The sequence below is a fragment of the Streptomyces sp. NPDC016562 genome (assembly GCF_043076955.1).
Taxonomy (GTDB): Bacteria; Actinomycetota; Actinomycetes; order Streptomycetales; family Streptomycetaceae; genus Streptomyces.
Genome location: NZ_JBIBRZ010000001.1, coordinates 996,985 through 1,023,484, shown reverse-complemented (window position 1 = coordinate 1,023,484; position 26,500 = coordinate 996,985). Strand labels below are relative to the sequence as shown.

Annotated in this window: 29 protein-coding genes and 2 pseudogenes; 17 read left to right on the top strand and 14 right to left on the bottom strand. The window is 71.9% G+C overall.

Annotated features, from left to right (window positions below):
* Nucleotides 1-599, bottom strand: a 599-nt coding sequence (locus ACF059_RS04735; protein ID WP_392051335.1) for a hypothetical protein, incomplete at its 3' end; no start/stop codon positions are given.
* An 827-nt stretch (nt 600-1,426) separates the two neighbouring features.
* On the opposite strand from ACF059_RS04735, the gene ACF059_RS04730 reads away from it, so the two are divergent.
* Both ACF059_RS04730 and ACF059_RS04725 read left to right on the top strand, forming a co-directional pair.
* Nucleotides 1,427-1,819 carry a nuclear transport factor 2 family protein gene (locus ACF059_RS04730; RefSeq protein ID WP_392051332.1) on the top strand — a complete coding sequence of 131 codons (393 nt, stop codon included), beginning with the start codon at nt 1,427-1,429 and terminating at the stop codon, nt 1,817-1,819.
* A gap of 82 nt (nt 1,820-1,901) precedes the next feature.
* Nucleotides 1,902-2,547 (top strand): annotated as a pseudogene (locus ACF059_RS04725) (alpha/beta fold hydrolase); the annotation flags it as partial.
* Between the two features lie 56 nt (nt 2,548-2,603).
* On the opposite strand, the gene ACF059_RS04720 reads toward ACF059_RS04725, so the two are convergent.
* On the bottom strand, nt 2,604-3,152 hold the full coding sequence (locus ACF059_RS04720) for a flavoprotein (RefSeq protein WP_360891945.1): 549 nt from the start codon (nt 3,150-3,152) through the stop codon (nt 2,604-2,606).
* A gap of 159 nt (nt 3,153-3,311) precedes the next feature.
* Between ACF059_RS04720 and ACF059_RS04715 the strand changes: the two genes are divergently transcribed.
* The 3 genes from ACF059_RS04715 to ACF059_RS04705 all read left to right on the top strand — a co-directional run bounded on the left by ACF059_RS04715 (nt 3,312) and on the right by ACF059_RS04705 (nt 5,963).
* A complete protein-coding gene (locus ACF059_RS04715; protein ID WP_392051328.1) occupies nt 3,312-3,911 on the top strand; it encodes an NIPSNAP family protein in 600 nt (199 codons plus the stop codon).
* Between the two features lie 97 nt (nt 3,912-4,008).
* Nucleotides 4,009-4,881 carry an NAD(P)H-binding protein gene (locus tag ACF059_RS04710; RefSeq protein WP_392051325.1) on the top strand — a complete coding sequence of 291 codons (873 nt, stop codon included), beginning with the start codon at nt 4,009-4,011 and terminating at the stop codon, nt 4,879-4,881.
* Between the two features lie 80 nt (nt 4,882-4,961).
* Nucleotides 4,962-5,963 (top strand): AraC family transcriptional regulator, encoded by a 1,002-nt coding sequence (locus ACF059_RS04705; RefSeq protein ID WP_392051322.1) that lies wholly within the window; start codon nt 4,962-4,964, stop codon nt 5,961-5,963.
* Here ACF059_RS04705 and ACF059_RS04700 read toward each other — a convergent pair.
* Nucleotides 5,956-6,465 (bottom strand): GNAT family N-acetyltransferase, encoded by a 510-nt coding sequence (locus ACF059_RS04700; protein WP_392051318.1) that lies wholly within the window; start codon nt 6,463-6,465, stop codon nt 5,956-5,958. The genes ACF059_RS04705 and ACF059_RS04700 overlap by 8 nt on opposite strands.
* A 99-nt stretch (nt 6,466-6,564) precedes the next feature.
* A complete protein-coding gene (locus ACF059_RS04695) occupies nt 6,565-6,999 on the bottom strand; it encodes a hypothetical protein (RefSeq protein WP_366865181.1) in 435 nt (144 codons plus the stop codon).
* A gap of 222 nt (nt 7,000-7,221) precedes the next feature.
* Between ACF059_RS04695 and ACF059_RS04690 the strand changes: the two genes are divergently transcribed.
* Both ACF059_RS04690 and ACF059_RS04685 read left to right on the top strand, forming a co-directional pair.
* A complete protein-coding gene (locus ACF059_RS04690; protein WP_392051315.1) occupies nt 7,222-8,475 on the top strand; it encodes a sensor histidine kinase in 1,254 nt (417 codons plus the stop codon).
* 64 nt (nt 8,476-8,539) lie between these two features.
* Complete coding sequence (locus tag ACF059_RS04685) at nt 8,540-9,241, top strand: response regulator (RefSeq protein ID WP_392051312.1); 702 nt, start codon at nt 8,540-8,542, stop codon at nt 9,239-9,241.
* Between the two features lie 41 nt (nt 9,242-9,282).
* Here ACF059_RS04685 and ACF059_RS04680 read toward each other — a convergent pair whose 3' ends face one another.
* Nucleotides 9,283-10,203, bottom strand: a complete 921-nt coding sequence (locus ACF059_RS04680; protein WP_392051309.1) for a S41 family peptidase — start codon at nt 10,201-10,203, stop codon at nt 9,283-9,285.
* Nucleotides 10,204-10,260: 57 nt separating this feature from the next.
* Nucleotides 10,261-10,761, bottom strand: a complete 501-nt coding sequence (locus tag ACF059_RS04675; RefSeq protein WP_392051307.1) for a DUF1772 domain-containing protein — start codon at nt 10,759-10,761, stop codon at nt 10,261-10,263.
* Nucleotides 10,762-10,931: 170 nt separating this feature from the next.
* On the opposite strand from ACF059_RS04675, the gene ACF059_RS04670 reads away from it, so the two are divergent.
* Nucleotides 10,932-12,296 (top strand): AMP-binding protein, encoded by a 1,365-nt coding sequence (locus ACF059_RS04670; protein WP_392051304.1) that lies wholly within the window; start codon nt 10,932-10,934, stop codon nt 12,294-12,296.
* Between the two features lie 68 nt (nt 12,297-12,364).
* On the top strand, nt 12,365-13,312 hold the full coding sequence (locus tag ACF059_RS04665) for a DMT family transporter (protein WP_392051302.1): 948 nt from the start codon (nt 12,365-12,367) through the stop codon (nt 13,310-13,312).
* Nucleotides 13,313-13,336: 24 nt separating this feature from the next.
* Here ACF059_RS04665 and ACF059_RS04660 read toward each other — a convergent pair whose 3' ends face one another.
* The gene (locus ACF059_RS04660) at nt 13,337-13,801 is read right to left on the bottom strand and encodes a cytidine deaminase (RefSeq protein ID WP_392051299.1); all 465 of its coding nucleotides are present in this window, start codon (nt 13,799-13,801) and stop codon (nt 13,337-13,339) included.
* Between the two features lie 77 nt (nt 13,802-13,878).
* Nucleotides 13,879-14,835: an AraC family transcriptional regulator gene (locus ACF059_RS04655; RefSeq protein ID WP_392051296.1), complete on the bottom strand. Its 957-nt coding sequence runs from the start codon at nt 14,833-14,835 to the stop codon at nt 13,879-13,881.
* Between the two features lie 101 nt (nt 14,836-14,936).
* On the opposite strand from ACF059_RS04655, the gene ACF059_RS04650 reads away from it, so the two are divergent.
* On the top strand, nt 14,937-15,875 hold the full coding sequence (locus ACF059_RS04650; RefSeq protein ID WP_392051294.1) for an MBL fold metallo-hydrolase: 939 nt from the start codon (nt 14,937-14,939) through the stop codon (nt 15,873-15,875).
* On the opposite strand, the gene ACF059_RS04645 is transcribed toward ACF059_RS04650, so the two are convergent.
* Entirely contained in the window at nt 15,876-16,409 is a 534-nt protein-coding gene (locus ACF059_RS04645; protein ID WP_392051291.1) for a hypothetical protein, read from the bottom strand.
* A 17-nt stretch (nt 16,410-16,426) separates the two neighbouring features.
* The gene (locus ACF059_RS04640; RefSeq protein ID WP_392051288.1) at nt 16,427-17,137 is read right to left on the bottom strand and encodes a 4'-phosphopantetheinyl transferase family protein; all 711 of its coding nucleotides are present in this window, start codon (nt 17,135-17,137) and stop codon (nt 16,427-16,429) included.
* 133 nt (nt 17,138-17,270) lie between these two features.
* Here ACF059_RS04640 and ACF059_RS04635 point away from each other — a divergent pair, with 133 nt between their 5' ends.
* Nucleotides 17,271-18,557 (top strand): hypothetical protein, encoded by a 1,287-nt coding sequence (locus ACF059_RS04635; protein ID WP_392051285.1) that lies wholly within the window; start codon nt 17,271-17,273, stop codon nt 18,555-18,557.
* A gap of 17 nt (nt 18,558-18,574) precedes the next feature.
* On the opposite strand, the gene ACF059_RS04630 is transcribed toward ACF059_RS04635, so the two are convergent.
* Both ACF059_RS04630 and ACF059_RS04625 read right to left on the bottom strand, forming a co-directional pair.
* Nucleotides 18,575-19,078 carry a hypothetical protein gene (locus ACF059_RS04630; RefSeq protein ID WP_392051282.1) on the bottom strand — a complete coding sequence of 168 codons (504 nt, stop codon included), beginning with the start codon at nt 19,076-19,078 and terminating at the stop codon, nt 18,575-18,577.
* A gap of 1 nt (nt 19,079) precedes the next feature.
* Nucleotides 19,080-19,730: an HAD family hydrolase gene (locus ACF059_RS04625; protein ID WP_392051279.1), complete on the bottom strand. Its 651-nt coding sequence runs from the start codon at nt 19,728-19,730 to the stop codon at nt 19,080-19,082.
* A gap of 104 nt (nt 19,731-19,834) precedes the next feature.
* Here ACF059_RS04625 and ACF059_RS04620 point away from each other — a divergent pair, with 104 nt between their 5' ends.
* The 6 genes from ACF059_RS04620 (at nt 19,835) to ACF059_RS04595 (ending at nt 24,913) form a co-directional block, all read left to right on the top strand.
* Complete coding sequence (locus ACF059_RS04620; protein ID WP_392051276.1) at nt 19,835-20,419, top strand: MepB family protein; 585 nt, start codon at nt 19,835-19,837, stop codon at nt 20,417-20,419.
* Nucleotides 20,420-20,493: 74 nt separating this feature from the next.
* A complete protein-coding gene (locus tag ACF059_RS04615; protein WP_392051274.1) occupies nt 20,494-21,213 on the top strand; it encodes a hypothetical protein in 720 nt (239 codons plus the stop codon).
* A 99-nt stretch (nt 21,214-21,312) separates the two neighbouring features.
* Nucleotides 21,313-22,842, top strand: a complete 1,530-nt coding sequence (locus ACF059_RS04610) for a serine/threonine-protein kinase (protein WP_392051271.1) — start codon at nt 21,313-21,315, stop codon at nt 22,840-22,842.
* A 97-nt stretch (nt 22,843-22,939) separates the two neighbouring features.
* Nucleotides 22,940-23,392: an iron chaperone gene (locus ACF059_RS04605; protein ID WP_392051268.1), complete on the top strand. Its 453-nt coding sequence runs from the start codon at nt 22,940-22,942 to the stop codon at nt 23,390-23,392.
* Between the two features lie 302 nt (nt 23,393-23,694).
* Nucleotides 23,695-24,093 carry a pyridoxamine 5'-phosphate oxidase family protein gene (locus tag ACF059_RS04600; RefSeq protein ID WP_392051265.1) on the top strand — a complete coding sequence of 133 codons (399 nt, stop codon included), beginning with the start codon at nt 23,695-23,697 and terminating at the stop codon, nt 24,091-24,093.
* Between the two features lie 181 nt (nt 24,094-24,274).
* Nucleotides 24,275-24,913, top strand: coding sequence for a DUF4232 domain-containing protein (locus tag ACF059_RS04595; RefSeq protein ID WP_392051262.1), 639 nt, complete (start codon nt 24,275-24,277; stop codon nt 24,911-24,913).
* A gap of 43 nt (nt 24,914-24,956) precedes the next feature.
* Here the strand turns inward: ACF059_RS04595 and ACF059_RS04590 are convergent.
* Together ACF059_RS04590 and ACF059_RS04585 are read right to left on the bottom strand one after the other, a co-directional pair.
* A pseudogene (locus tag ACF059_RS04590) lies at nt 24,957-25,230 on the bottom strand (IS5/IS1182 family transposase); the annotation flags it as partial.
* Nucleotides 25,231-25,457: 227 nt separating this feature from the next.
* A complete protein-coding gene (locus ACF059_RS04585; protein WP_392053052.1) occupies nt 25,458-25,760 on the bottom strand; it encodes a barstar family protein in 303 nt (100 codons plus the stop codon).
* Nucleotides 25,761-26,500: the final 740 nt, after the last annotated feature.

The following is a 26,500-nucleotide window of genomic DNA, read 5'->3' as shown; positions in this document are numbered from 1 at the left end:
CCGGTGAAGATGCCGTTGGTGTCGATGCGGCCGGTGGCGATCTTGCCGTTGTCGGAGCGGTAGAACTGGAGCTCGCGGCCGAGGGTGTCGATGTGGGTCCAGCCCGCGTTGAGTTGTCCGTCGGCGAGGCCGGTGAAGATGCCGTTGGTGTCGATGCGGCCGGTGGCGATCTTGCCGTTGTCGGAGCGGTAGAACTGGAGCTCGCGGCCGAGGGTGTCGATGTGGATCCAGCCTGCGTTGAGTTGTCCGTCGGCGAGGCCGGTGAAGATGCCATTGCTGTCCAGCCGGCCCGTGGCGATGACACCGTTGTCGGAGCGGTAGAACAAGAGCTCACGGCCGAGGGCGACGATGTGGGTCCAGCCGTCGCTGAGCTTCCCGTCCGCGAGCTGTGTGAAGATGCCGTCGCTGCTCAGTCGGCCGGTGGCGATGACGCCGTTGTCGCTGCGATAGAAGAGCAGTTCTCGTCCTACCGCGACGATACGGGTCCAGTCCTCGCTGAGCTGTCCGTCGGCAAGGTGGGTGAAGATGCCGTCGCTCTCCAGTCGGCCGGTGGCGATAACGCCGTCGTCACTTCTGTAGAAAAGCAGTTCTCCGGACATAGTGACTCCTCGGCTTGTCCCGAAGGTGTTGCTCTCCCGCGCCCCGGAATTCCGGCGACTCGGCTGCCGTCACGGGAGAAGGAGACGCCCGCTACTGCCCGCGGGGGGACAAATCAGCACGGCTGCCTCATCTACGACGCTACTCTCCGGCCCCTGCGACGGCATTCCTGGGCTCGGCGGGGGAAGGTTTCGCTTTCAACGGGGGAAGGTTCAACTGGCAGCGCAGGATCTTTTGGGCGGCCGTCACGACCCGAGGACGTCCAGGCCGACGTCACCGAGCCCTCCGGATCGCTCAGCATCCGCGTGTTTGGCCCGAACCCACAGATGCCTCGGCCTGACGCACACCAGTGGACCCGTGATTCGCGCTGAAGGACCTTTCGCAGCCAGAGGACCAGGGTGGTGTGCCGGATACCCCGCTGTCACAGGTACTGGCGGCAGGGCCCGTTGCTGTATGCCTTGTCGACCGCCAGGCCGTCAGGCTTTCTACGCGGCCTGCCCGGTCCTGTCCTGGACACGCGGATCTTCTCAGGACCGGCTTGAACTGGGTGCAGTCCGCCCGCTGTCCCGGACGACGCGGGTGCCGGGGGCGGGTCGGTCCGAGCGCCGGCCGCATGCTGGTGAGCGCGGACGATGGTGGAGTCGACCGAAAGTCGATCACCTGCCGGTGGTCTCGCCACCGGCCACAGCGCCTGTTACTGACCGGCAGGAACCGCCGCAGCTTCTGGGGGCGGGCGTCCGATCAGGTGGCGGGGCTGGCGAAGCCGGTGTGCCTGAGTCCCGCCGGCCGGATCCGACCTAGGTTCATAGGGAGATCAAAGGAGGCTGCCATGGCCGATCACCCGAATATCGGGGTGTTTCACCGGGCTCTGGAGGCGTTTTCGGCTGGCGATATGGAGGCGCTGGCGGAGGTGTTCCACCCGGATGTGGTGTGGCATCTCGGCGGCCACGGTCCGCTGGCCGGTGACTACCGGGGGCGCGACGCCGCCTTCGCCCTGTTCCAACGGGAATTCCAGCTGACGGGCGGCACCTACCGCCCCCGGCTCCACGATGTGCTCGCCAACGACGAGCACACGGTCGCCCTGCTCCACGTCACGGCGTCACGCGAGGGCAAAGAGCTGGACATGAACGAGACGATCATCTTCCACATCCGGGAGGGCCGGATCACCGAAGCCTGGGGGCTGTGGTCCGACCAGAAGGCGTACGACGCGTTCTGGTCGTAGAGACGCCGCCCGTTCGCCACGCGCAGGACCGCCCGGCCCGGCGCGGTGGCGGTCCTGCGTTCGCGGAAGTCCGGTACCCGAGTACGGGGTCCAGGGCGGCGACTGGGCGGCGGCCGTCTCGCGGGGGCTCGGCCGGATCAAGCCCGGGACCGTGATCGGGGTGCACCTGAACCTGCTGCCCGGCGCCGGCGCCGCGGCGGAGCCGGAGGAGGACGAGCTGGCCGCGCTCGACCCGGCGGAGCGCGAGCGGACCTGGCTTCCTGGGAGCGGTACCGGACGTGGGTGCGCGAGCGGCAGGGATACGCCGACATCCAGGCGATCCGGCCGCAGCCCTGGCGTACGCACTGAACGACTCGCCGGTCGGGCTGCTCGCCTGGATCGCCGAGAAGTTCGACGAGTGGAGCGATCCCTCCTGCCCGGGCGACCGGGACCACATGCTGACGGACGTGATGCTGTACTGGCTCGCCGGCACGGCGGGCAGCGCGGCCCGGATCTACTACGAGCGGGCCCACGCCGACTACGCGGGCCGGCCGCCCCAGCGGTCGGCCATCCCGACCGCGCTGGCCGACTTCCCCCGGGACAACTTCAACCCGCTGCGGCACGTCGCCGCGCGCACCGACTCGATCGTGCGCTGGACCTCGTACGACCGGGGCGGCCACTTCCCCGCGATGGAGGTGCCCGACCTGCTGGTGGAGGACGTACGGGCCTTCTTCCGCGGGCTGCGGTGACCGGCGACGGAGCGGGCGGCCGTACCGGGGGCCTGATCGGAGGCCTGGCGGGCCGGTCAGGTGCGGGGGGCGGCGACGCGGTCGACGGCGTCGAGGGCTGCCTGCCAGGGGAAATGGGGAGGGTTGTCCGGGCCGGCGGGGCCGGGGGTGAAGCCGTTCTCGCCGTAGAGGACCTCGGCTCCGGCGGCGCGCAGGGTGGCCAGGGACTGGTCGAACCGGGGGTGCGCGGCGAGGGCGGCGTTCGTGCAGGGCATGGTGACGACGGGGGTCCCCTTGCCGGTGGCCTCGGCGGCGACACCGACGGTGAAGCGGTCGGTGAGGCCGAGGGCCCAGGAGTTCACGGTGTTGAAGGTGGCCGGGGCGAAGAGGAGGGCGTCGGCGGCCGGCCATACGTCGGCTTCCCCGGGCATCTTGTACTGCCAGCGGACGGGGTGGCCGGTCAGGGCGGCCAGTCCGTCCAGGCTCTCGGACAGCCAGTGCGCCGCGGTGGGGGTGAGTCCCAGGCATACGTCCCAGCCGCGGGCCTGGGCGTTCTCGATGACGTGGGCCACGTCGAAAACGGGCGGGGCGGCGGAGCAGAGCAGATAGAGAGTCCTCGTGGTCATGTCGCCATATGATCACACTCTGGACCTCAACCATCCTTGAGGTCCCCTCCCTTCCCCTGCGTACGCCCTCTGACGGTCCGCCAGAACAATGCGTCCCGCACCACACCCGCACCGCTCCACTGTCAGGAGATGTCAGGGGACCCGCCCTAGCCTCCCCGCATGGACCTCATCGTCGAACTCAGGCAGTACACCTGCCACCCGGGCGCCCGCGACACCCTCATCGACCTCTTCGAGAGGGAATTCGTCACCGGGCAGGAGGCGGCCGGCATCACCGTGGGCGGCCGGTTCCGGGACCTGGACCACCCGGACCGCTTCGTCTGGCTCCGCGCCTTCCCGGACATGGCGGCGCGGACCCGGGCGCTGCACGCCTTCTACGGCGGCCCCGTCTGGCAGGCGCACCGCGAGCGGGCCAACGCGACCATGCGGGACTCGGACGACGTGCTCCTGCTGCGCGGACCGGGCTTCGCCGCATCCGACGCGCCGGGGCCGGTCGTCGCGACCCTCTGCCATCCCCTGGACGGCACCTTCGCCGACCACTTCGAGCAGCACCTGCGCCCCGCCCTGGTCGCCGCGGGGACCCCCGCTCGGGCGGTACACCGCTCGGAGCACGCGGAGAACGACTTCCCCGCGCTGCCGGTACGGACCGGCGAGGACGTCCTGCTCTGGTTCACGGCGCCCCACGCGCCGGCCCTGCCGGACCTCTCGGCCCACCTGAAGTCCCCTCCGCAGCGGCTGCGGCTGGAGCCGGTCCAGCGGTAGCGGCTCAACAGGGCACGGCGGGCGGGTTGGACGTACGCGTATGCGGCTGAGCTTTTCGGCTATGTCCCCGCTCGCCCCGTGCCACTTGACTGGGGTCATGACGCAGACCGCGAAGAACGACACGCAGAGCACCCGGACGACCGTACGCACCACCGAGCAGCCCTTGGTCCTCGTGATCGGGGGCACCGGCAAGACGGGCCGCAAGGTCGCCGGGAAGCTCGCCGCCCAGGGCCGGCCGGTGAGGGTCGGCTCCCGTGGCGGTGAGCCCGCCTTCGACTGGAACGATCCCGCCACCTGGACCGCGGCGCTGGAGGGCGTCGACCGGGTGTACGTCACCTACTACCCCGACCTCGCCCTGCCGGGCGCCGCCGACCAGGTGGGCGCCTTCGCCGAGGCGGCGGTGGCGGCGGGAGCGCGCCGTCTGGTGCTGCTGTCGGGGCGCGGCGAGGAGGCCGCGCAGCTGGCCGAGGAGAAGCTGAAGGTTTCCGGGGCGGACTGGACCGTCGTCCGCTCCAGCTGGTTCAACCAGAACTTCGACGAGAGCTTCTTCCTCGAGCCGGTACTGGCCGGTGAGATCGCCCTGCCGACGGGGGACGGCGTCGAGGCGTTCGTCGACACCGAGGACGTCGCCGACGTCGTGGTGGCCGCTCTGTGCGACGACCGGCACATCGGCAGGACCTACGAACTGTCCGGACCGCGCCTGCTGAGCTTCGCCGACGTCGCCGCGGAGCTGTCGAAGGTCACCGGCCGTGAGATCGCCTACGTACCGGTTTCGGGCGAGGACTACCGTGCGGTGCTGCGTGCGAACGATCTGCCGGAGGACTTCGCCGAGTTGTTCACCCTGATCCTGGACGGGCGCAACGCGCACCTGGTCCACGGGGTCGAGGAGGTGCTGGGGCGCGCGCCGCGGGACTTCGCCGACTACGCCCGCGAGGCCGCCGCGACCGGCGTGTGGGACGTGACGTCCTGAACCTGAGCCCGACCTTCAACCGGAACCGCCCGCCGGACCCGGCCCGGCCCGGCCTGTGGCGGTTCGGGGAGGATGTGCGCATGGATACGCTGACCGGTCTCCTCGAAGGCCCCAAGGCGCGGGGTGCCTTCCTCCTGAAGTCCGTCCTCGATCCCCCCTGGTCCGTGCGGATCGAGGACCGCGCCCCGCTGTCCGTCGTGACGATGGTGCACGGCACCGCGTGGCTGTTGCCCGAGGGACAGGACGCCGAACCCGTACGGATCGGCCCCGGTGACGTGGCGGTGGTCCGGGGGCCCGAGCCCTACAGGGTCGCCGACTCCCCTGAGACACCGGTGCAGATCACGGTGGGCCCGGACCAGCGGTGCAGCACGCAGGCGGGCGAGGACGTCTCCGACTCCATGGCGCTGGGCGTGCGCACCTGGGGCGCCGCCTCTCCGGGCGCCGGGGCGGCGGTGATGCTGAGCGGGACCTATCAGGCCCCGAGTGAGATCGGCCGCCGGCTGCTGGACGCCCTGCCCACGATCCTGGTCCGCCCTGCGGGGGCCGCGGCCGCCACCTTGATCGCGCTGCTCGCGTCGGAGATCTCGCGTGAGGAACCGGGTCAGGAAGTGGTTCTGGACCGGTTGTTGGACCTGCTGCTGATCGGGGTGCTGCGGGCGTGGCCGACGGCCGCGGGATCGGGCGCCCCGGCCTGGTACCGGGCCGGGGGCGATCCGGTGGTCGGCCCGGCGCTGCGGCTGCTGCACGAGAACCCGGCGCACGGCTGGACGGTGGAGGAGCTGGCCCTGCGGGTCGGCGTCTCCCGGGCCTCGCTGGCCCGCCGCTTCACGGAGGTCGTCGGCGAGCCGCCGGCGGGCTATCTGACCGGCTGGCGGCTGGCTTTGGCGGCCGACCTGCTGCGCGAGCCGGACGCCACGGTCGCGACGGTGGCCCGCCGGGTCGGCTACGGCAGCGCCTTCGCCCTGTCCACGGCCTTCAAGCGGGTCCGCGGTGTGAGCCCCAGGGAGTTCCGCGCGGGCGCGAGCGGACCCGTGACGGGCGCGCTCGCGCCGGGACCGGGGGGCACCGTGATCCTCACGTAGCGGGGCCCGAGGGTAGCGTGAGCACGCCGACCTTCTGGTCCCCGGCGAGCTCGCCCGTGGGACGGAAGCCCAGGCCCAGGTAGAAGGGCTCTGGCGTGTTCTCGCCGGGGTGCCAGCTGACGTACGCCAGGCTGGTGCCGCGGCGGACGATCTCCTCGCAGACCGCGTGGACCGCGAAGCGGCCGTAGCCCTTGCCCTGGTGGTCGGCGTGGACGTTCAGGCGCCAGATGCCCGAGCGCCGGTCGGCGGGGTCGGCGGCCGGATCCCAGGGGAAGTCGAGGAAGGCCATGACGAAGCCGACCACGTCCTCCCCGTCGACGATCGCCCGCGGCCAGGCCCTCTCCCCGTGGACGTACGCCTCTGCCAGCGACTTCACGACGGGGGAGACCAAGTGCGCCTGATCGGGGCGTACCTGGAGTGCGCAGACCGCGTCGAAGTTCTCCTCGGTCACGGGTTCCAGGCGCAACGGGCGCGGCGACGAGGTGATCATGTCCTTGGGCATGATCCCAGCTTAAAGGCGGCCGGCCCGGCGAAGGGGTCGAGGGGTCTGCGCCGCCTTGAGGCCGGTGCAGACCCCCGGCGAGAACCGGGCCCCGGAAGGCTAGAAGGCGGCTCGGCAGTTCAGCAGCTGGGTCGTGCCGACCTTGCGGTCGCAGGCCCAGGCCTTGACGTCCTTCTTGTTCTTGAAGGTCCAGCTCTTCGAGCCGTTCACCACGGCCACGTAGTTCTTCACGGGGTACCAGGCGCCGTTCCTGAAGTCCTGGTAGGACAGGGCGAGAACGGCCTCGTACCCGTCGCCCGCCACCTTGTCCTTGGCCGTGGCGCCCTTGAACGATCCGGCGTAGAGCTTCTCCTTGGTGTCGGGGATCTCCCCCGACACGTGGTACTCGTACGTGCCGCTGATCTCGGCCTTTCCGCTGCCGGAGGTCTTGTTGAAGCCGATGGTGGCCGCGCTGGCGGTGCCGGCCAGCCCGATCACGAGGGCGGAGGCCACGGCGGAGGCTCCCAGGAGGGTGCGCTTCACAACGAGGGTCATGGCGGTGTCTGCCTTTCTCGGGGAGTGGAGCGGTCGACAGAAAACTAGGCGAGCGGTGCGCCCCGCATCGGCACGCACCGGGATGATTCGGATCTCCACCCTGCGCGGGTGGCGCGCGCCCGGCCTGCAACTCCAGCGGTAGTCGGGGCGTGCCCGCGCGGTAGGCGCCGGTCCTGCGGCTGACCCATGGCTCCGGCGTGCCGAGGCCCGTAAGCTGCGCCGATGCACGCTGCATTCGGGTTTCTCGACGGTCCCGCGGGCAGGTACCGGTCCCTGGTCGTCGACGCGCTGCTGGCGCTGGGGTACGCCGGCGCGGGGCTGCTGCTGGGGCAGGAACAGCCGCCGCTCGGATGGCGGGGCGTGGACGCCTTCGGGGGCGTGCTGACCGTCCTGGTGGGTCTCGTCATGGTGGCCCGCCGGATCGCGCCCGTCGTCGTGTTCGGTTCCAGCAGCGCGCTGTGGGTCCTGTTCATCGCCTGCGGGTACTGGCCGGTGGTCAACTCGATGCCCCCGCTCCTGGGCCTGTACACCGTCGCGGCGACCCGGCAGGTCCGTACGTCCGTCGTGTGCACGGCAGTCGTGTCCGCGATCTGGGTGTACGCGGGTCTGAGCAACGCCGCCAACAGTTCCATGCCGACCGTCTTCGCCCAGGCGGTCCTGTTCCCGGCGGTCGTCTTCGTCGTCGGGCGCGGCTCCGGAGCACTCGCCGAGCGGAACCGGCAGTTCGCCGCGCTGACCTTCCAACTGCGCCGACAGCAGGAGGAGAACGCCCGCCAGCTCCTCACCGAGGAACGGGTGCGCATCGCGCGGGAACTGCACGACGTGGTCGCGCACCACATGTCCGTAATCTCGCTCCAGGCGGGCATGGCCTCGTACGTGTTCCCCACCGACCCGTCGGCCAGCCGGCGGGCCTTGGACGTCATCGCCGCCACCAGCAGGGAGGCGCTGGAGGAGATGCGCCGCATGCTGGTGCTCCTGCGGGTCGGCCAGGAAGCGCCGACGGACCCCGACGACGGTGACGGGCCCGGAGGCGGCGCGCTGGGAGGCGGCGGGCTGGAGGACGGCGGTGGCTACGCCCCGGCCCCCGGGCTCGATCTGCTGGAGAGCCTGCTCGACCGGGTGAGGGGAGCGGGAGTCCACGTCACGCTGAAAGTCACCGGACCTCCCACCCCGCTGCCGCAGGGCATGGACCTGTGTGCCTACCGGGTGATCCAGGAGGCGCTGACAAACGTGCTGAAGCACGCGGGGCCCACCCGGGCGCACGTCGCCATACGGTACGAAAGCTCCGCCCTCGTGGTGTGCGTGACCGACGAGGGAGACGGCAGCTTCCAGCCAAACAAGGCGATATCACCCGGTCATGGATTGATCGGGATGAGGGAACGCGCGAAAATCTACGGCGGGGCAGTCACCGCTGGCCCCCGTACCCTCGGCGGATTCGAGGTCCGACTGGTCCTTCCGGCACCCGACCCCCAGTGACCGGCCGGACGGTCCGCCGGTCCCGGGCCTCCGGGGACGGCCGCTCCCGGTGAGGATTTCCGCGATGCCCACGGTGCTGGTGGTCGACGACCAAGTGCTCATCCGCGTCGGGCTCGTGTCCCTGCTGAACGCCGCGCCGGGGCTGTCCGTGGTCGGCGAGGCCTGCGACGGCGAACAGGCCGTCCGGCAGGCGGAGGCCACCACACCCGACGTCATCCTCATGGACCTGCGCATGCCGGGCACCGACGGCATCACCGCGACGCGACGCATCCTCGGCGGGGCCGGCGACACGTTACCCAGGGTCCTGGTGCTGACCACCTTCGACCAGGACGAACACGTCTACAACGCGCTGCGCGCGGGCGCCTGTGGGTTCTTATTGAAGGAAACGCCTCCCGAGCGCCTGATCGCCGCCATCCACACCGTCGCCTCGGGCGACATGCTCTTCGCGCCGACGGTCACCCGGCGCCTGATCGAGGCGTACCACCCCGGGCCGACACCACCCGCGGTGATCGCCCCGGAATGGCACACCGTGACCAACCGCGAACGCGACGTCCTGCGTCTGGTGGCCACCGGGGTGACCAACACGGAGGTCGCCCAGCGGCTCTTCATCAGCGAGGCCACCGTGAAGACCCACCTCAACCGCGCCATGGCCAAACTGGGCCTCTCCAGCCGCGCCCAGGTCGTCGTCTTCGCGTACGAGACCGGTCTGGTGACGCCGGGCGGCCCGACGGCCCTGCCGCAGTCCGCCGGCTGCACCCGGTGGTGAACGGCGGCGTCAGCCCGTGGCGGCCTCAGCCCGTGGCGGCCTCAGCCCGTGGCGGCGCCGGTCCCCGGCTGCTCCTCCAGGCGCCGCAGGGCGGCCTTGAGCGCGGTGTCGAGCGCCTGGACCGCCGGGACCGGTACGTCGGGAACGACGCCCACGCCCTCCCAGTTGGTGCCGGTGACGGTGTTCACGGCGCGGGCCTGCGGCACGGTCACCAGGACGTGCTCGGCGACCGCGTGACGGGCGGTCGGGTGGGCGCCGCCACGGGTGGTCGCACCGACGACGACGGCGCGGCCGTGCGCCTGCAGGGTGTAGGCCACGTCCTCGCCCCCGGAGAAGGTGATCTCGCTCGTGAGGACGTAGACGGGGCGGTCCGCGTAGCGCGGCGCGGGCAGGTGCGCGGTCGTCCAGAACTGGCGGGTCGTGTCGGTGGTCCGGTCGTAGATGTCGGTCAGGTGGACCTGGTCGTCGGGGAAGAAGTAGCTGCACCACATCGCGGCGCCCTCCGGCGACCCGCCGAGACAGCCGCGCAGGTCCAGCACGAGCGCGGAGCTGAGCGCGACCAACTGCATGGCGGCGCCGATCACGCTCGCGCCCTCCGCGGCGGTCGCGATGCGGTTGAGCTCGATGAGCCCGATGTTCCCCTCCAGGCGCTCGACGCGCTGGACCCCCTGGTTCTCGGCCCTCATGCGGGCGAGGAAAGCGGCCGCGCCGCCGTCCTCGTCCTGCGGCACCAGCGACTGCGGCTCGTCGGTCCACAGCAGGCGCAGATGCTTGTCGGGGCACGCCTCCTGAAGGTCGGCCGTCACCGCCTCACACAGGGCCGGCCCGTCCAGGCCCTCGTACGCGCCCGCCGCCAGCCGACCCCGGATCGCGGCATCGATGACAACGGCCTTTTCGGGGAAGACATAGCCTGCACTGATCCGGTCCAGGGCCTGTCCGATGATTTCCTCGTTAGTGATCACAACCGATCATGCTAGGCAGCCAACGGGCCCGCTCGTCAACGGATTTCAGTGCGGCGGTCAGCTTCCCTGGCCGTGCAGCACCAGCGCCCAGGCGAGCAGGGCGAGGGCGGCCGTGCACAACACCGCCCGCCACAGGTTCGCGCGCGCCCAGGGCGCCTCGAAGGCCCGCCGCACGGCTGCGGGATCGCTGATCGTCTCGACCGGACCCGCCGCCTGGAGGGCGTTGTTCAGCGGGATGTTCACCCGGGCCGTGACGCCCATCGCCGCCAGGTAGGCGAGGAGCGCACCGATCAGCGGCGCCAGCGCCCCGCGCTCGCCGGGTCCGGTGGCGTGGAGCACCACCGCCACCGAGGTGAACAGCAGCGCGCCGAGGTAGCCGAGCATGAACCAGCCGTTGAGGATGGCCACGTTGACGCGCTGCATCGTCTCGATCAGGGTCCGGTCGCCGCTGCGCCGAAGGCCCGGCATGACCGAGACCGAGAACCCGTAGAAGAGGCCGCTCACCGAACCCATGGTGATCGTCGCGGCGATCAATGACGCGAACCGTGCCGTTTCCACGCGGAGCCCCCCGGGACGAGAAATGGGTCATCGAACGGTCAAGTCCTGCCGATCATAAGTGCGGACCGGGCCGTGCCGCCCCCGTAGTCTGACCGTGTCCGTCCGCACCATCCGTGTCCACTCGTTGCCATTCGTTTCCACCCGTACCGTCGCCGAACGGAGCCGCCGCCATGCTGCTGACCGCCCTCACCGGGATCCACGGGGACCGCGCGGACGCGCTCACCGTCGCCGGCCGCACCACCTCCTACGAGGAACTCCTGGGCGCGGCGGGCGCAGTGGCCGCCGACCTCGCCGGAGCCCCGTTCCCCGCCTTCGCCGTGACGGCCACGGCCTCCCTGGAGACCGTGGCCGCCGTGGTCGGCGGCCTGCTGGCCGGAGTGCCCTGCGTACCCCTGCCGCCCGACGCCGGGCCCGCCGAGCGCGAGCACATCCTGCGCGACTCCGGGGCCCGCCTCATCGAGGTGGACTACGCACGGCGCCCGGCCGCGCCGCCGACCCGTACGACGGCGGCGCCCGGCGACCCGGCGCTGATCCTCTACACCTCCGGGACCACGGGCCCGCCCAAGGGCGTGGTCCTCAGCTCCGCCGCGATCGCCGCCGACCTGGACGCGCTCGCCGAGGCCTGGCAGTGGAGCGCCGAGGACACCCTGGTGCACGGCCTGCCGCTGTTCCACGTCCACGGCCTCGTCCTCGGGGTCCTGGGCGCGCTGCGCACCGGCAGCCGCCTCGTGCACACCGGACGGCCGACGCCCCAGGCCTACGCGGAGGCCGGCGGCAGCCTCTACTTCGGCGTCCCCACGGTCTGGTCCCGCATCGCCGGGACGCCGCAGGCCGCTGCGGCGCTGTCCGGGGCCCGGCTGCTGGTGTCGGGCAGCGCGGCCCTGCCCTCGCCCGTCTTCCGCGACCTCGAACGCCTCACCGGCCACCGGATCGTCGAGCGGTACGGCATGACCGAGAGCCTGATCACCCTCAGCGGCCGCGCCGGCGGCGAGGTCCGCCCGGGCACGGTCGGCACGCCGCTCACGGGCATCCGTACGCGCATCGCCGCCGAGCCGGGCGCCGACATCGGGGAACTCCAGCTCACCGGGCCCACCCTGTTCTCCGGCTACCTCGGCCGGCCCGAGGCGACCGCCGCCGCATACACCGAGGACGGCTGGTTCCGCACCGGCGACATCGCGGCCATCGACGAGACGGACGGTGTGCACCGGATCGTGGGCCGCGCCTCCATCGACATGATCAAGTCCGGCGGGTACCGGATCGGCGCGGGCGAGGTCGAGAACGCGCTGCTGGACCACCCCAAGGTGAGCGAGGCGGCCGTGGTCGGGGTCCCGGACACGGATCTGGGCCAGCGGATCGTCGCCTTCGTCGTCGCGGAGGGGGTTACCGGCGCCGAGCTCACCGAGTTCGTGGCCGCGCACCTGTCGGCGCACAAGCGCCCGCGCGAGGTCCGCTTCGTGGCCGCGGTACCGCGCAACGCCATGGGCAAGCCGCAGAAGCGGCTGCTGCTGAACGAGGAGTACCAGGAGCGGCCCTAGTTCAGTGCGGCCGAGGCCTAGGGAAACCCGCTGGGCAGGCGCACGGCGGCGTAGGTACGTTGACCTGTATGGATCACACGCCCGATGGCCACAGAACCGATCAGCGAGCCCTGGCAGCGGCGGCCGTCACCGTCGCCCTCTGGGCCTCCGCCTTCGTCTCCATCCGCTCGGCGGCCGCCCACTACGAGCCGGGGGCGCTGGCTCTCGGGCGGCTCCTGACGGCCTCGCTCGCCCTGGCGGTCGTGCTCGTCGTCAAGCGGGTCCCCTTTCCGCCGCGGCAGGCCTGGCCGGGGATCCTGGCCTCCGGAGCGCTGTGGTTCGGCTTCTACATGGTGGCGTTGAACTGGGGCGAGCAGGGCGTGGACGCCGGCACCGCGGCCATGATCGTGAACATCGGCCCGATCGTGATCGCCCTGCTCGGCGGGTGGCTGCTGGGGGAGGGGTTCCCGCCGAAGCTGCTGGTGGGCATGGCCGTCTCCTTCGCCGGCGCGGCCGTCGTGGGCCTGTCCACCTCCAAGGGCGGCTCCGCCTCCCTGACCGGCGTCCTGCTCTGCCTGCTGGCCGCCCTCGCCTACGCGGCAGGGGTCGTCTCGCAGAAGCCCGCGCTGAAGTACGCGAGCCCGCTCCAGGTGACCACGTACGGCTGCTTCGTCGGCACGGCGCTGACCCTCCCGTTCGCCGGGCAGTTGCTGTCCCAACTGCCCCAGGCGCCGACCGCTGCCACGCTCAACATGGTCTACCTGGGGCTCTTCCCGACGGCCCTGGCCTTCACCACCTGGACGTACGCCCTCGCCAGGACCACCGCCGGCAAGCTGGGCGCGACCACCTATGCGGTGCCCGCCGCCGTGGTGCTCATCGCCTGGATCGCGCTCGACGAGATCCCCGGCTGGCTGACCCTGCTGGGCGGTGCGATCTGCCTGGCCGGTGTCGCCGTCTCGCGCAGCCGCCGCCCCGTCCGCCGCGCTCCCGCGACGGCGCGGTCGAGCGACGGCGCGAGCGTGCACGCCGCCGACTGACCGCGCCTCCGGGGGCGGTGGGGGTCAGTTCGCGCCGGGTGACGCCGTGTTCTCCGGTGACGTGGGGGGCTCGGCGTCGAGTTGGTGGTCGGCCCAGACGTAGCGTCCCGGAAGCAGGTCGGTGAGGGGAACGGTACGGATGCCGTCGCCCGAGCCGACGACGACCTTCACGTCCGGGAAGTAGTCGAGGAGCACCTGGCGGCAGCGGCCGCACGGTGGAACGACCCCGCGATCGCGGTCACCGACGGCGACGATGGTGTCCAGCTCGTAGGCACCCTGCGCCGCTGCCGAGCCGATGAGGACCAGCTCGGCGCAGGGGCCACCGGTGAAGTGGTAGGCGTTGAGGGCGGTGATGATCCGGCCGTCCCGGGCGCGCGCCGCGGCCGCCATCGTGTGGTTGTCGCCCCGGCAGCGGGTGCGCGCGAGGGCGGCGGCGGCCTCGACCAGGTCGTGATCGGTGTGGTCGGCGTGGTGGGTCTGCGTGGTCATCTTCCCTGCCTCCGTGCGGTGTGCGGTCCTGCGAGGTTGTCCCGGGTGACGGTGGTGGGCCAAGTGAATATCGGGGCTCATGCGTCAGCGCCGGCGACGTCCGCGGACGGTGAGGCCGTGGCCTGTGCCCGGTAGCGGCCCGGGGTGGTGCCGAATGCGCGGCTGAAGGCGTGCGACAGGGCGTAGGGGCTGCCGTAGCCGACCCGGCGGGCGATGGCGGCCAGCGGCTGGTCGCCGTCGCGCAGCAGCGCCGCGGCCAGGCTCAGCCGCCACCAGGTCAGGTAGGCCATCGGGGGACGGCCGACCAGGGAGGTGAAGCGCCGGGCGAGGGTGGGCCGCGAGACCCCCGCCTGCTCGGCGAGGCGCGCGGTGGTCCACGGCGCGGCCGGGTCCGCGTGCAGGGCCCGCAGGGCCGCGGCCGCCACCGGGTCGCCCAGCGCGGCCGACCACACGCCCGTCGTGCTCTCGGCCACCCAGGAACGGATCATGTAGACGAGGAGGAGGTCGAGCAGGCCGGGGACGGCGATGCCGGAGCCGGGCCGCATCTCGGCCAGTTCCCGGCCCAACAGGTCGATGGCGGCCCGCAGTTCGGGGCGGCCTCCCACCCGGTTCGGCAGGTGGACGACTTTCGGCAGTTCCGCCATCAGCGGGTGCACCCGGTCGCGGTCGAGCCGGTACTTGCCGCACAGCATCTCTACCACCCCCGAGCCGTCCCGTACGCCGTCCGCCGCGAGCGGCTCGCGCATCGCCTCCCACTGCCCGAACGGCACCGCCCGCTCCACCGCCCCCGCGTCCGCCGGGCGATCGGCTATCACATGACCCGTGCCGTACGGCAGCAGCACCGCGTCACCCGGACCCAGCGAGAGCGGGTCGCCCCCGTCGGGCAGCAGCCAGCAGCTGCCCTCCAGCACGACGTGGAAGCCCGCGCCGTCGTACGGGTCGAGCCGCGTGCACCACCTCCCGCTCACCCGTACCCGCTGCGAGGAGGGCCGCCCGATGCGTACGGCCGAGATCGCGTCACTCACCACGTCCATCCGGCCACGGTATCCGGGGCGTCAAGGGCGAGACGCCCGCGTATCGGCGTGAGCTGTACAGGCATTGAGCAGCTCACCCCCCTCTTCCTAGGGTCGACGGCATGACGAGCGAGAGCAAGCAGTCCCTCATGCTGGGGGACGTCGAGATCATCCGGGTCGTCGAGTGGCAGGGCGCCTTCGCCCCGGCCCGCGGTCTCCTGGCCGACTCCACGGCCCGGACGTGGCAGGACAACGAAGCGTGGCTGGCGCCCGACCACTGGCACCCCGACGAGGACGCGGCGGTCATGGCCCTGCAGACGTGGGTCCTGCGCAGCGCCGGACGGACCGTCCTGGTCGACACCGGGGTCGGCAACGGCCGCGAACGGCCCCACGCGCCGCAGTTCCACCACTGGCAGGGGGACTTCCTCGGCCGCCTGGCAGCTGCGGGGGTCCGCCCCGAGGACGTCGACATCGTCGTCAACACCCATCTCCACGCCGATCACGTCGGCTGGAACACCCACGACGCCGCAGGCGAGTGGCTCCCGACCTTCCCCCACGCCCGCTATCTGATCCCGGCGGCCGACGACTTCCACTTCGGCCCCCGCAACTCCCACGGCGGCGGCCTGAGGCCGGACGACCGCCTGATGTACGAGGACAGCGTCGCGCCCGTCCACCGGTCCGGGCAGGCGGTGTTGTGGGACGGCGTCCACCGCATCGACGAACACCTCACCTTGGAGTCGGCGCCGGGCCACACCCCTGGCTCGGCCGTCCTGCGCGTGTCCTCCGGCGGCGAGCGGGCGGTCTTCGTCGGCGATCTCCTGCACAGCCCGGTGCAGATCCTCGCCCCTTCGTGCAACAGCTGCTTCTGCCTGGACGCGGACCAGGCGGCGACCACCCGCCGCCGGATCCTCGAACAGGCCGCGGACGGCCGGGAGCTGGTCTTCCCCGCCCACTTCGCGGGATCCGGCGCGCTGGAGATCCGCCGTGAGGCCGACACCTTCACCCCCGCCCGATGGGCCTCCTGGCACGCCTCCGAGGCCACCGGCGGCCGACGGGCTTGATCAGGGGGCGGGGTCCGGTCCTCCGGGGCCCGCCGCGTCCGCGCCGGACGCGTCGAGTGCCTCCAGGAGCGCCCGCGCCTCGGCGTGCGCCCGGGGAACGTCGACGTCTTCGCAGACGACTTCGAGCCCGAGCGCGGCGTACTGCGGCTCGCCGGGGAAGGCGTAGTACGACTGGTAGGCGAAGTAGGCGCGCAGCCCGTCCGTGGGGTCCCGGCCGACCGACAGGCCGGCGGAGCGCACCTCCGTGGCCGGGCCCGAGAGGAGCGTGCGGGTACGGCTCTCGCTGAGGTGCAGCTCCCGCTCGTAGGGCTCCGGTGTGAGGGGCAGGCCGAGGACCGCACGGGCGAACTCCCGTGCGTGCGCGGCGTCGTCGAAGGCGAGGAACTCGCTGAAGTCGGGCAGGGCGGCCAGCAGAAGCCAGCGCCGGGGACCGCCCGCCCCGGCCCCGGTGGGCTCGTAGGCGGCGGACAGGACGTACGGCCGCTCCTCCTCCGGCGCCTTCCAGGCGTAGGTGAAGACCTGCTCGAAGTCCATGACGCCGGAGCTCCCGTTCACCGCGAGGAGGGGGCGGCGACCGCGAGCGCGGCCGTGTAGCCCGCGGGGGCCGGCAGGTCCGCCAGGGTCCAGTCCGCGACCGTCGCGGGGGTGGGGCCGCAGCCGACGTACGGCTCCACCAGGCCGAGGGCCAGACCCCGGCCGATGGCCTTGAGGCAGGCCTCCTTGCGGGACCAGCCACGGGCGAGCGCGGCCCGGCGCTCGCCCGGCTCCAGGGCGGTCAGCTCGGCGCTCTCCGCCGGGTGCAGGGTGGGCAGCACGTCGACGACCGCCTCCGCGCTCGGGGTCTCCTCCACGTCCACACCGACCGGCACCCCCGCGAACGCGAAGTAGGCCATGTCGCCGCTGTGCGAGAGGGAGAAGTGGACCGCGCCCCCCGCCACCGCGGGACGGCCGTGCGGACCGCCGCAGCACGGGCAGTCCTCCCGGACCAGGCGCACCTCCCGCGCGGGCATCCCCAGGTAGCCGCCCAGAAGCACCCGAAGTCCGACGTGCGAGGCGAGGTAGCGCTGCCGGACACCGGGCCGCAGGAGCCGCGCGGCCCGCTCGCGTTCGTCGGCGTCCAGCACCGCCGCGGCCTCGGCGACCCGGTACCCGCCGACCACGTCCCGCAGGGTGTCCATCGACCAGACGGCCACGGCCGCGCCCTCGGGGGGCGGGCCGATCCGCGGCACGGCGCCGCCGAGTTGCTCCACGTACTCGATCACCCGACCGAGAGTAGACCAGAGGGCCGGTGGACCGACCACCGCCTCGTGCCCGTCTCCGTCCGCCAGCCGCGCCCGATATCCGCTCTCCGCGACACCGTGCATCGGGGGGCCACGAGTTGAGTACGGTCTGCTCATGCACATCAATGCAGCGGAGCAGCAACGGGGGCATGTCCTCCTGATAGCAGGAGACGTCGCCGTGCGCCGACGTACGGTCCAGCTCGCGCCCAGCGCCAATCTCGCTGCCCTCGCGATGGTGCCGGCCGCCGTGCTGCTGGACAGCCAGATCCCCAGCGACACCGTGTGCCTCGACGGGGCCCGCGACCCCAACACCGTCCTGACGCGCCTGCGCGCGGCCGCCGCCACACCGGGCCCCCTGCTGCTCTACCTCTCGGGCCGGCTCACCGTCGACCGCCGGAGCCGCCAGCTCCACCTCGCCCTGGCGGGCACCACGCCGGGCACGGTCCGCTACACCTCACTGCCCTGGCAATGGCTGGCCACCGAACTGCGCGGCCGGCCCGCCGGACTGACGACCGTGCTGCTCGACCTCGCCGCCGACAAGGAGGCATGGCCGCTGCTGCAGGAGTACGGCCACCTGCCCGCCTCGCCCTGGGCCGAGGTGTACGGGGTGGTGTGCCCGCCCGCCTTCGCCACCACGGGCTCCGCGGTGAGCAGTTACACCCGGCACTGGATCGACCAGCTGCGCCACAGCCCCGGCCGGCCCGCCAACGTGAACCTGCACGCGCTGGCGGTGGGAGCGGCGGCGCTGCCACCGGGCACCCTCGTGCTGCCGAGCGCCCATGAACTGGGCACGCGGCCCGCCGCACAGCAGCAACAACAGCAAGAGCAATACCAGCAACAGGGCCCCTCGCGAGGGCAGCAACCGGAGCACCCGCGGCCGCATCCGCCCGAACCGGCGGTCCCCCCGGCCCCCGCTGCGAGCCCGGCGCCCGCTCCGAGCCCGGCCTCAGACCCCGCCGCCCAGGATCCCCGGCCACACCTCCACGCCCTGGCCACCGGCGGACGCCATCACGAGGCGGCAGCCCTCGCCCAGGCATGGGAACAGCACGTCCTGCAGACGTACGGGTACGCCTCCTCGGAAGCGACGCAGTGGGCGGAGATCCGCGCCGACCTCGCACGGATGGCGGGCGATTTCCACCTCGCCACCCGGCTCTGGATCGGCGTCGGCCAGGCCCGCCTGTCCCGCCAGGGCCCGGGCGACCCCGAGGTACACGCCGCCGCGGCCGGGGCCCTCCACTGCTGGACCCAGCTCAAGGACCAGGCGACGGCGATCGATGCCGGGCCGGAGCTGATCCGCTTCCTGCGCGTCCTGCCGTCCCTGGACCCGCGTCACCTGCACCTGACCGAGCAGAGACTGGAGGCGCTGCGCACCGCTCACAGCCCGCGCGCCCTGCACCCGTAGCCGCGGCGACGCAACACCTACGGGAGCGCGCTGCTCACGGCGTCGGCGAGCATCATCCACAGGGGCTGGCCGCCCGTGCCGAACGCCGAAGCCAGGGTGTAGCCGATCGCGGCGTCCGCGGGCTGGATGCGGGACCCTGCCTTCCATTCGGCGACGACCGTCTCGTCCCCGTCGCTGGTGAAGTCACCGATGTGCGCCCCGTCGCGGGTCAGGCGGCTGCTGGGGACGGAGTCCGGGACGAGGCGGTACCTCACGCCGCCGTACTCCACGTCCACCCGGTACGAACGCCGGCTCAGCCTGCCCTTCGCCGGCCGCACCTCGGCCTGCGCGCCGTCGATCCGCAGGGTGAGGTGGGCGGGGTCGCGCGTGCCGATGGCGATGTGCGGGTCCACCGGCGCTCCCGGGCCGCGCTCCAGGAGTACGTGCGGGATCGCCTCACCGCTGACCTCAAGGCGTTCCTGGCGGTCCTGGCGGACGGTGATGCCGCCGAAATGCGTGTCGTCGATGGGTGCGCGGCTCATGTCACACCCCGGCGAGGAGAGCGGGCAGTTCGCGCATGTCGTGGAACACGACGGTTCCGGCCCCTTCGAGCCGCCCGGCCGGAGTCAGGCCGCCCGCGTAGCCGAAGGCCCGCATACCGGCGGCGCGGGCGGCCTGGACGCCGGGCCGGCTGTCCTCGACCACCACACACCGCTCCGGGTCGACACCCATCTGCCGTGCGGCGTGCAGGAACAGGTCCGGGGCGGGCTTGCCGCGGGTGACCTCGGTGGCACTGTAGATGCGGCCGGCGAAGCGCTCGTAGAGGCCGGTGCGGCCGAGGGTGTGGCGCATCTTCTCGTGCGAGCCGCTGGACGCGACACAGGTCGGCAAGGTGATCGCGTCGAGTGCCTCGGGCAGGCCCTCGACGGCGGACAGCCCGGCGTCCACGGCCTCGCGGTGGAGCTGTTCGAACCGTTCCTGCCAAAAGGCGGCCGTCGCCTCGCCGAGCCGGGCGGCGACCTGCTCGGCCACGGAGGCGTTGGAGCGTCCGATGAACCGGTCGATGACCTCGTCCTCGGTGAGCGGCCAGCCCAGCTCCGCTCCCAACGCGACCTGGACGCGCGTCGCGAGGGGTTCGCTGTCGACGAGAACCCCGTCGCAGTCGAATATCACGAGTTCAATCGGCTTGATCATTCCCGCAGCATAAAGCCGACCGGAAGGACGCAGCGGATGTGCAAGCCCTCCGCCGGCGAACCGAGCCCGCAGGACCGTCCGCGTACCCGTGACAAGGTGAACGCATGACGCCGGACCGCACGCCGCCTTCCCCTCTCGACCCCACCGCCCTCCACCCCACCGCCCCCGCACCGTGGCCGGACACCGCACCGGTCCACGGTGACCTCCTCGCGGCGAAGGCGCTCGTCTACGACCCCTGTGGATTCACCTGCTCGCAGCCGGTCCCCGAGGCCGAGAGCGCCGAGTACGCCGCCCACACCTTCACCCTGGACGGCCTCGCCGTCCGGTTCCGCGCGGCCAGGACGACCCCGACCAAAGTCGGCCAGTTCGTCACCGTGTGGAAGAGGTCGCCGGGCGGGCCCATCCAGCCCTTCGACGTCACGGACCCCGTCGACCTCTTCGTCATCAGCAGTCGCGACGGCCACCACTTCGGCCAGTTCGTGTTCCCTCTCGACGTGCTCCGCCGCCGCGGGGTCGTGTCGGAGAACGGCTCCGGCGGGAAGCGGGCCTTCCGCGTCTACCCGCCGTGGGTGACCACCACCAACCGCCAGGCCCGTACGGCGCAGGCGTGGCAGCTGGACCACTTCCTCCACCTTCCCCCGGACCGGCCCGTGGACGTCGCACGCGCCGAGGGGCTCTACCACCCGTAGGCCGCCGCCTCGTCCGCGCTCCGCCGGCCCGTGTGATCATGTGCGTCGGCACATCCGCACCTCATGGGGGGACCATGCGCACCCGTACCACCACCGCCGCGACCGGCCTCGTCGCCGCGCTGTCGGCCCTGCTCGCCCTGGCCGGATGTACGACGTCGGGCGGGGGCGGGCCCAAGACGGTGCCTTCCACGGCGTCCACGTCCCCGGGCCCGGCCCCGCAGGGCAGCGGGTCCGGGTTCGAGGGGCCCCGGCCGCAGGACCAGAACCTGTTGGCGTGGACCGGCGACCCCAACGACGCGGGGCACGTAACGGCCCAGTCGGCCGCCGGGGTCGGCGGGCGGATCACCCTGGTACGGATCGTGCTGCGCGAGCAGATCACCTGGTCCAACATCTGGCTCGGCCTCGCCGGGATCGACCCGAACGCGCAGCTCGCCAACTGCTACCTCGGCGTGTACGACGCCACCGGCGCTCGTGTCGCGGCCACCCCGGACATCTCGCCCCAGCTGATGACCGATCCGATCGCCAAGCCCCTGGCCCTCGAGAAGCCCTTCACCGCCGTCCCCGGCACCTACTTCATCGCGCTTCTCCTGAACGGCAATTGGGCCACCAATGCCCTCACCCTGAAGTCCACGGGCGCCGGCATCTCGGTCAACGCCGGTCTGGCGCCGCCGCTCCTGCGGTACAGCACCGTCCTGACCGGTCAGACCTCGCTGCCCGCCACCCTGAACCTGGCCGAACAGTCCACGAGCACCATCAACACCGGCTGGGCCAGCCAGTGGTACGCAATCTCCTGAGCTCCTGAGCTCGCGAGTTCAGGAGCTCCCTGTCACGCGGGACACGCCGCGGTCCGTACACTGCGGCCCTGACAACGGGCATGGGACCAGGGGGAGTCGGTGGAGTTTCTGCGGCCTGGTGACCCGCCGGAGATCGGCGGGTACCGCCTGCTGGCGCGTCTCGGCGCGGGGGGAATGGGCGAGGTGTTCCTGGCCCGGACGGCGTCCGGCCGACCGCTGGCCCTGAAGACCGTACACCGGGAACTGAGCCTTGAGCCGGACTTCGCCGAACGGTTCGACCGGGAGATCCGCGCCAACGACCGCGTGCGCTGCGCGTGGACGGTCTCGGTGGTGGATTTCAGCCCGCCGGGTTCGTCGCCGCAGTGGCTGGCGACCGAGTACATCCCCGCTCCGTCGCTGGGCGACTGGGTGAGCCGGTACGGGCCGCTGGCGGAACCGGCCCTGTGGTGCCTGGCCCGGGAGCTGTCGGCCGCGCTCGTCACCGTCCGGGCTGCGGGCGTCGTCCACCGTGACATCAAGCCGGCGAACGTGCTGCTCGGCCCGCAGCGGCCCTTCCTCATCGACTTCGGCATCGCCCGAGCCGTGCGCGACCCGCGGCACACGCGGACCGGCACCGTGGTCGGTACGCCGGGCTACCTGGCGCCGGAGCAGGCCACGGGCGCCGTGGCCTCGGCCCCGGCCGACGTGTTCTCGCTCGCCGCCGTACTCGTGTACGCCGCGACCGGGCGCAGTCCCTTCCTGGCGGGCGGCGAGGAACTTTCCCTGCCCGCCCTCCTGTACCGGATCGTTCACGACGAGCCCCAGCTGGACGGCGTACCGGACTCGCTGCTTCCGCTGGTGCGCGCGTGCCTGGCCAAGGACCCCGCCCTGCGTCCGACCGCCGAGGAGGTGCAGGCGCGGCTGGGCGCCGCCGAGGAGGAGGACTGGCTCGGCGCGGTGCCGCCGGCCCTGCTGGAGGAGACCGGGCGCCGGGAGGCCGAGCTGCGGCGCCTGCTCGCCGACGCCCAGCCGCCGGCGCCGCCCGTTCCCCCGGCGCCGCCACCGGTACCGGCGCGTGCCTTCGTGGCTCCCGCTCCCCGCGTGCTGGCCGCGGTCGCAGGCGCCGTGGCCCTCGCGGTGGCCGTCACGCTCGTGGTCCGGCTCCTCGGCGGCGGCGGTGGCGGCGACGACGCGGCGGCTCCCTCCGCCTCGGCCACGCCCTCCTCACCGGCGCCGCCGTCCTCCACGTCGGCGCTGCCGGCGGCGTGGGTCGGAACATGGTCCGGCGTCGGGTCCGGGACGCCGGGCGCGGACGGCATCACCCAGGCGCGTACGGGGGAGTTCGCCGTCACGGTCACCCTGAACGCCGGGTCCGTGGGCGACATCGTGGGCCGGCAGGTCAGCGACCTGAAGGAGCTCTCGACCGGGCGGAACCTGGGATGCACGGAGGCGCTGGAGCTGAGGCAGATCAGCCGCGACAGCGTGGTCTTCGCCGCGGTGACCAGCCATCCGACGGACCGAACGGCCTCCTTCGACTGTCCCCGGGGCAACCTCTACGTACTGACGATGGCGGAACCGGACCGGCTGACGCTCGAGTCGGAAGGAGCGCAGTCGGCGGGCGCTCCCGAGGCCCTGACCCGCCGCCGCTGACTACGGCCCCGTGCGGGGGACGGGCCGCTGTCAGTGCGCGGGGATAAAGTCCCTCTCGACGTCCTGATCATCACGATCCTCAACGGGGAGGTCTGCCATGAGCAGCACCGGGAAGAGCGCGCACGAGGGATTCACGGCCGAGGAGCGGGCCGCGATGAAGGACCACGCCCAAGAGCTGAAGTCGGCCGCGCGCCGGAGCTCGCGCGCGGACAAGGCGGCGGAGGCGGAGCGCGAGGTGCTCGCGAAGATCGCCGAGATGCAGGACTCGGACCGGATCATGGCCGAGCGCGTCCATGCCGTCATCACGGCCAGCGCCCCGGTCCTCGCGCCGAAGCTCTGGTACGGCATGCCGGCGTACGCGCTGGACGGCAAGGTCGTCTGCTTCTTCCAGAGCGCGGAGAAGTTCAAGGCCCGCTACGCGACCCTCGGCTTCAGCGACCAGGCGAAGCTGGACGAGGGCCCGATGTGGGCGGCCGGTTTCGCCCTGACCGAGGTGACGGCCGAGGTGGAGGAACGGATCGCCGCGCTGGTGAAGCAAGCGGTGAGCTGAGCCCCAGGACAGCGCCGCCCGGCGTCGGCGGGGTCGATGACACCCTGCCCGCGCCCTCATGGGCCACTCGGCGACCGTCCACAGTACGGGCGGGAGTCACCGACGGGTGCTCCCGCTCCACCGTGGAGATTCACGAAGAAGAAACGTGGACGGCTTCGAGGTCCGGCTGCGGGAGGCGCAGCTGGCCGGGGAGCTACCCGCCGAGGCCGGGCGCTCGGGCCTTGGCCGACTACTTCGCCACGGTCCTCCAAGGGCTGGCCGGGGCCGCCGTGGTCCTGCCGTCATGTCACTACATTGCCGTGATGGACGTGAACGAGTTTTTGGCCCGCCCCCTGGTCGCCCGTGTGGCAACCGTAGGCCCCTCCGTGCGCCCGGTGTGGTTCATCTGGGAGGAGGGGGCGTTCTGGTGGCTCACTGGCGCGTACTCCCGGCTGGAGCGGATCATCACCGAAGATCCGCGCATGGCAGTGGTCGTGGACACCTGTGAGCCGGCCACGGGGGAGGTGTACTCGGTGACGTGCCGGGGGCATGCCGAAACAGTGGCGCTGGACCGGGCGCGGGCGGTACGGAAGTTGGGTAAGTACCTCGGGCCGGTGGAGCTCTGGCCGGCACGATTCTCCGAGCCGCTGGAGGATCCGGCTACGAAGATGGTGCGGTTCGTGCCCGACCGGCCTCCTCGGCTGCAGGACCGGTCTTGGTAGGTTCACCTGCCGATGCGGAAGTTCACGTGGCGTCGTGCGCCGGGCCGGGCCGCGGGGCCGGGGATCGCGTCGGCGCTCTGGTGTCGCTTCGGCGAGAGACCGTCACCAAGCTGTGAAGGTTGCGCGGGACGCTGGTGTTCCGCCTGGCGCATTCCGCGCGTCCCATCGAGGGAGCAACACGATGAGCACCGTACGCAGAGCCGCTGCCGTCCTCGCCGCCGTATCCGCCCTGGTCGTCCTGAGTGCCTGTGGGCCCGCCGAGGACGGCGCGTCGGCCGGGTCCGGTGGTCCGGCCACCGGCCCCGCGAAGGTCGAGAAGTCCGCGAAGCCCGCCACGTCCGCGGCGCCCGTGAAGCCGTCCGGGTCTCCGGGCAAGGGCGCGACCCCGTCGCCCGATTCCGACTTCGATGTCTTCCCGTGCGGCACGAACGACCTGACGTTCACCGCGTCCCTCGCGGAGCCCACCACCGGCAGCTATCTGCTGAAGATCACCAACAAGGGGACCAAGGCGTGCAGGGCGCTGGGCCACCCGGTCGTGACCTTCGGCGACCTGGACGGACAGGCGACCGAGCGTGGCAAGGCCCCTGGTATCGAGGACGCGATCCGGCTCGCCCCCGGCGCCTCGGCGTACGCCGGGCTCATGGGCGGCGCCCACGACGGCACGGGCAAGACCGTCGACACGATCGCGATGACGATGAACACCGAGTCCGATCTGGTGCAGACCCCGCTCAAGGCCTCGACCCCCGGCCTGTACGTGTCGGCCGCGAAGAACTCCGTGACCCCGTGGGTGGACAACGCGGAGGACGCGCTCAGCCTGTAGACGGTCAGCCTGTAGACCTGCCCCTTAGGCCGTTTCCTTCGGATCACCTCGCTGACCAGATGAAGATGGCGGCGAGGTGGTGTCCGGCGAGGTAGACGGTGGCGGGCTTGTCGTAGCGGGTGGCCAGACCGCGCCCCTGTTTGAGCTTGTTGATGCAGCGTTCGACGGTATTTCGCTGCTTGTAGGCCTCGCGGTCGAAGGCCGGGGGCCTGCCTCCGTGGCTGCCTGCGGGGTCGAGAAGAGTACGCCTTGTCGGCGAGGACCGCGTCCGGCTTCGTCCTCGGCCTCCCGACCGGCCTGGGCACCCGTAAGCCCGCCGTACGTCGTCGCACCACACGCGAGGAATCCCAACGCCGCGCCCAACGACCAACCGTCCACCTCGGCATCCCCGCCGGCCGCCGACCGAGGGAGCCCCAATGACGTTCCCCAGACCGATGTCTGGAGGGAAGCTGTCATCGAAGGATGACGCTCACACCTCGTGCCTCGAAGATCTCTAGGAGCAGGTCGAAGAGCACAGGCTCGCGCTCACCGGCGGGCACCCGCTCTACCAACCGCGTCCGAGCCTCGGCCGCGAAGTCCCAGTGCAAGGTGAACGGAGTGGTCGCACCCAGCCGCCTCTCAGGCAGTCGTCCAGAGCGTCCAGGTTCCAGCCGAAGTAGCCCCCCGGCCCGTTGATGGCTTCACCGATCGCGCAGTAGAAGGTGTCCCGGTCAACGATGTGTCGACCGTCCAAGGTGAATACCTGGCCTGCAGGCGCATCGGGCTTCCCCTGGCGTTGGTAGTCCCGGGACCACAGGGCCACCGACAGCCACGCGTGTCGGTCCTCGGGTGCCAGTTCGTGCCACATACCGGTGTGGTTCAGGTGACTGGTGCGGACCAGCTCCCACGGTCGTTCCGCTCCGGGCAGGGCGTCGAGGAGCTCGAACCAGGCGTTCCCCGCCACGGCACGACGACTGCCGACGTGGTCAACGCACCTCAGTAGGTTGCCCTGCGGGAGGCAACCCGCGAGATGTACTCGGCGCGCTCCTTCCTCATCCGTCAGGGACGTGAACAGCCCCTCGGCCTCGTGAGCGAAGCCCCAGAAGTCATCGTTCTGCCCGGCGGCCGCCAGCACCATCACCAACCCCTGACCCCATCCCGTCCATCTCGGAGGCCCCTTTGGCGAGCCACATAGCCGCCTCTACCGGGTGAAGTACAGAGAAGCTCCACCGCGTGGAACCGCCTATTGCGGGGCATTGGAAGGTGAACCGCTTGTCCGACGTGTGGAGTGTGAGGGCCGACGCCGCCGCGCCCCCTGTGTGAGGAGATCTCCGTGAGTGCCGCCCCAGCGCTGATACCGGGTTCCGTATTCGATGCCGCTTTGGACGCCGCGTACGAGACACACCGCCGGTTCCGGCATGGCGCCTTCGCCGAAGCATGTCCGACCTGCCACGTTCCCGCAGGTGAGCTTTGCCTGGCCCGGCGCAGTGTGCACGCTGCGCGTCGCCAGGCCCATCGTGCCCGCTCAGAGCGCCCCCGGTTTCCGCTGCTGGCAGCGCTGGTCCGTTGAGCGCTCGTCGTTGAAGCCAGACGTAGGCCCTGAGTCGC

Bases quoted from the DNA above. Each gene is read 5' to 3' on its own strand.
- ACF059_RS04730 (WP_392051332.1), top strand. From the start codon at position 1,427: ATGGCCGATCACCCGAATATCGGGGTGTTTCACCGGGCTCTGGAGGCG.
- ACF059_RS04720 (WP_360891945.1), bottom strand. From the start codon at position 3,152: ATGACCACGAGGACTCTCTATCTGCTCTGCTCCGCCGCCCCGCCCGTT.
- ACF059_RS04715 (WP_392051328.1), top strand. From the start codon at position 3,312: ATGGACCTCATCGTCGAACTCAGGCAGTACACCTGCCACCCGGGCGCC.
- ACF059_RS04710 (WP_392051325.1), top strand. From the start codon at position 4,009: ATGACGCAGACCGCGAAGAACGACACGCAGAGCACCCGGACGACCGTA.
- ACF059_RS04705 (WP_392051322.1), top strand. From the start codon at position 4,962: ATGGATACGCTGACCGGTCTCCTCGAAGGCCCCAAGGCGCGGGGTGCC.
- ACF059_RS04700 (WP_392051318.1), bottom strand. From the start codon at position 6,465: ATGCCCAAGGACATGATCACCTCGTCGCCGCGCCCGTTGCGCCTGGAA.
- ACF059_RS04695 (WP_366865181.1), bottom strand. From the start codon at position 6,999: ATGACCCTCGTTGTGAAGCGCACCCTCCTGGGAGCCTCCGCCGTGGCC.
- ACF059_RS04690 (WP_392051315.1), top strand. From the start codon at position 7,222: ATGCACGCTGCATTCGGGTTTCTCGACGGTCCCGCGGGCAGGTACCGG.
- ACF059_RS04685 (WP_392051312.1), top strand. From the start codon at position 8,540: ATGCCCACGGTGCTGGTGGTCGACGACCAAGTGCTCATCCGCGTCGGG.
- ACF059_RS04670 (WP_392051304.1), top strand. From the start codon at position 10,932: ATGCTGCTGACCGCCCTCACCGGGATCCACGGGGACCGCGCGGACGCG.
- ACF059_RS04665 (WP_392051302.1), top strand. From the start codon at position 12,365: ATGGATCACACGCCCGATGGCCACAGAACCGATCAGCGAGCCCTGGCA.
- ACF059_RS04660 (WP_392051299.1), bottom strand. From the start codon at position 13,801: ATGACCACGCAGACCCACCACGCCGACCACACCGATCACGACCTGGTC.
- ACF059_RS04655 (WP_392051296.1), bottom strand. From the start codon at position 14,835: ATGGACGTGGTGAGTGACGCGATCTCGGCCGTACGCATCGGGCGGCCC.
- ACF059_RS04650 (WP_392051294.1), top strand. From the start codon at position 14,937: ATGACGAGCGAGAGCAAGCAGTCCCTCATGCTGGGGGACGTCGAGATC.
- ACF059_RS04645 (WP_392051291.1), bottom strand. From the start codon at position 16,409: ATGGACTTCGAGCAGGTCTTCACCTACGCCTGGAAGGCGCCGGAGGAG.
- ACF059_RS04635 (WP_392051285.1), top strand. From the start codon at position 17,271: ATGCACATCAATGCAGCGGAGCAGCAACGGGGGCATGTCCTCCTGATA.
- ACF059_RS04630 (WP_392051282.1), bottom strand. From the start codon at position 19,078: ATGAGCCGCGCACCCATCGACGACACGCATTTCGGCGGCATCACCGTC.
- ACF059_RS04625 (WP_392051279.1), bottom strand. From the start codon at position 19,730: ATGATCAAGCCGATTGAACTCGTGATATTCGACTGCGACGGGGTTCTC.
- ACF059_RS04620 (WP_392051276.1), top strand. From the start codon at position 19,835: ATGACGCCGGACCGCACGCCGCCTTCCCCTCTCGACCCCACCGCCCTC.
- ACF059_RS04615 (WP_392051274.1), top strand. From the start codon at position 20,494: ATGCGCACCCGTACCACCACCGCCGCGACCGGCCTCGTCGCCGCGCTG.
- ACF059_RS04605 (WP_392051268.1), top strand. From the start codon at position 22,940: ATGAGCAGCACCGGGAAGAGCGCGCACGAGGGATTCACGGCCGAGGAG.
- ACF059_RS04600 (WP_392051265.1), top strand. From the start codon at position 23,695: ATGGACGTGAACGAGTTTTTGGCCCGCCCCCTGGTCGCCCGTGTGGCA.
- ACF059_RS04595 (WP_392051262.1), top strand. From the start codon at position 24,275: ATGAGCACCGTACGCAGAGCCGCTGCCGTCCTCGCCGCCGTATCCGCC.
- ACF059_RS04585 (WP_392053052.1), bottom strand. From the start codon at position 25,760: ATGTGGCACGAACTGGCACCCGAGGACCGACACGCGTGGCTGTCGGTG.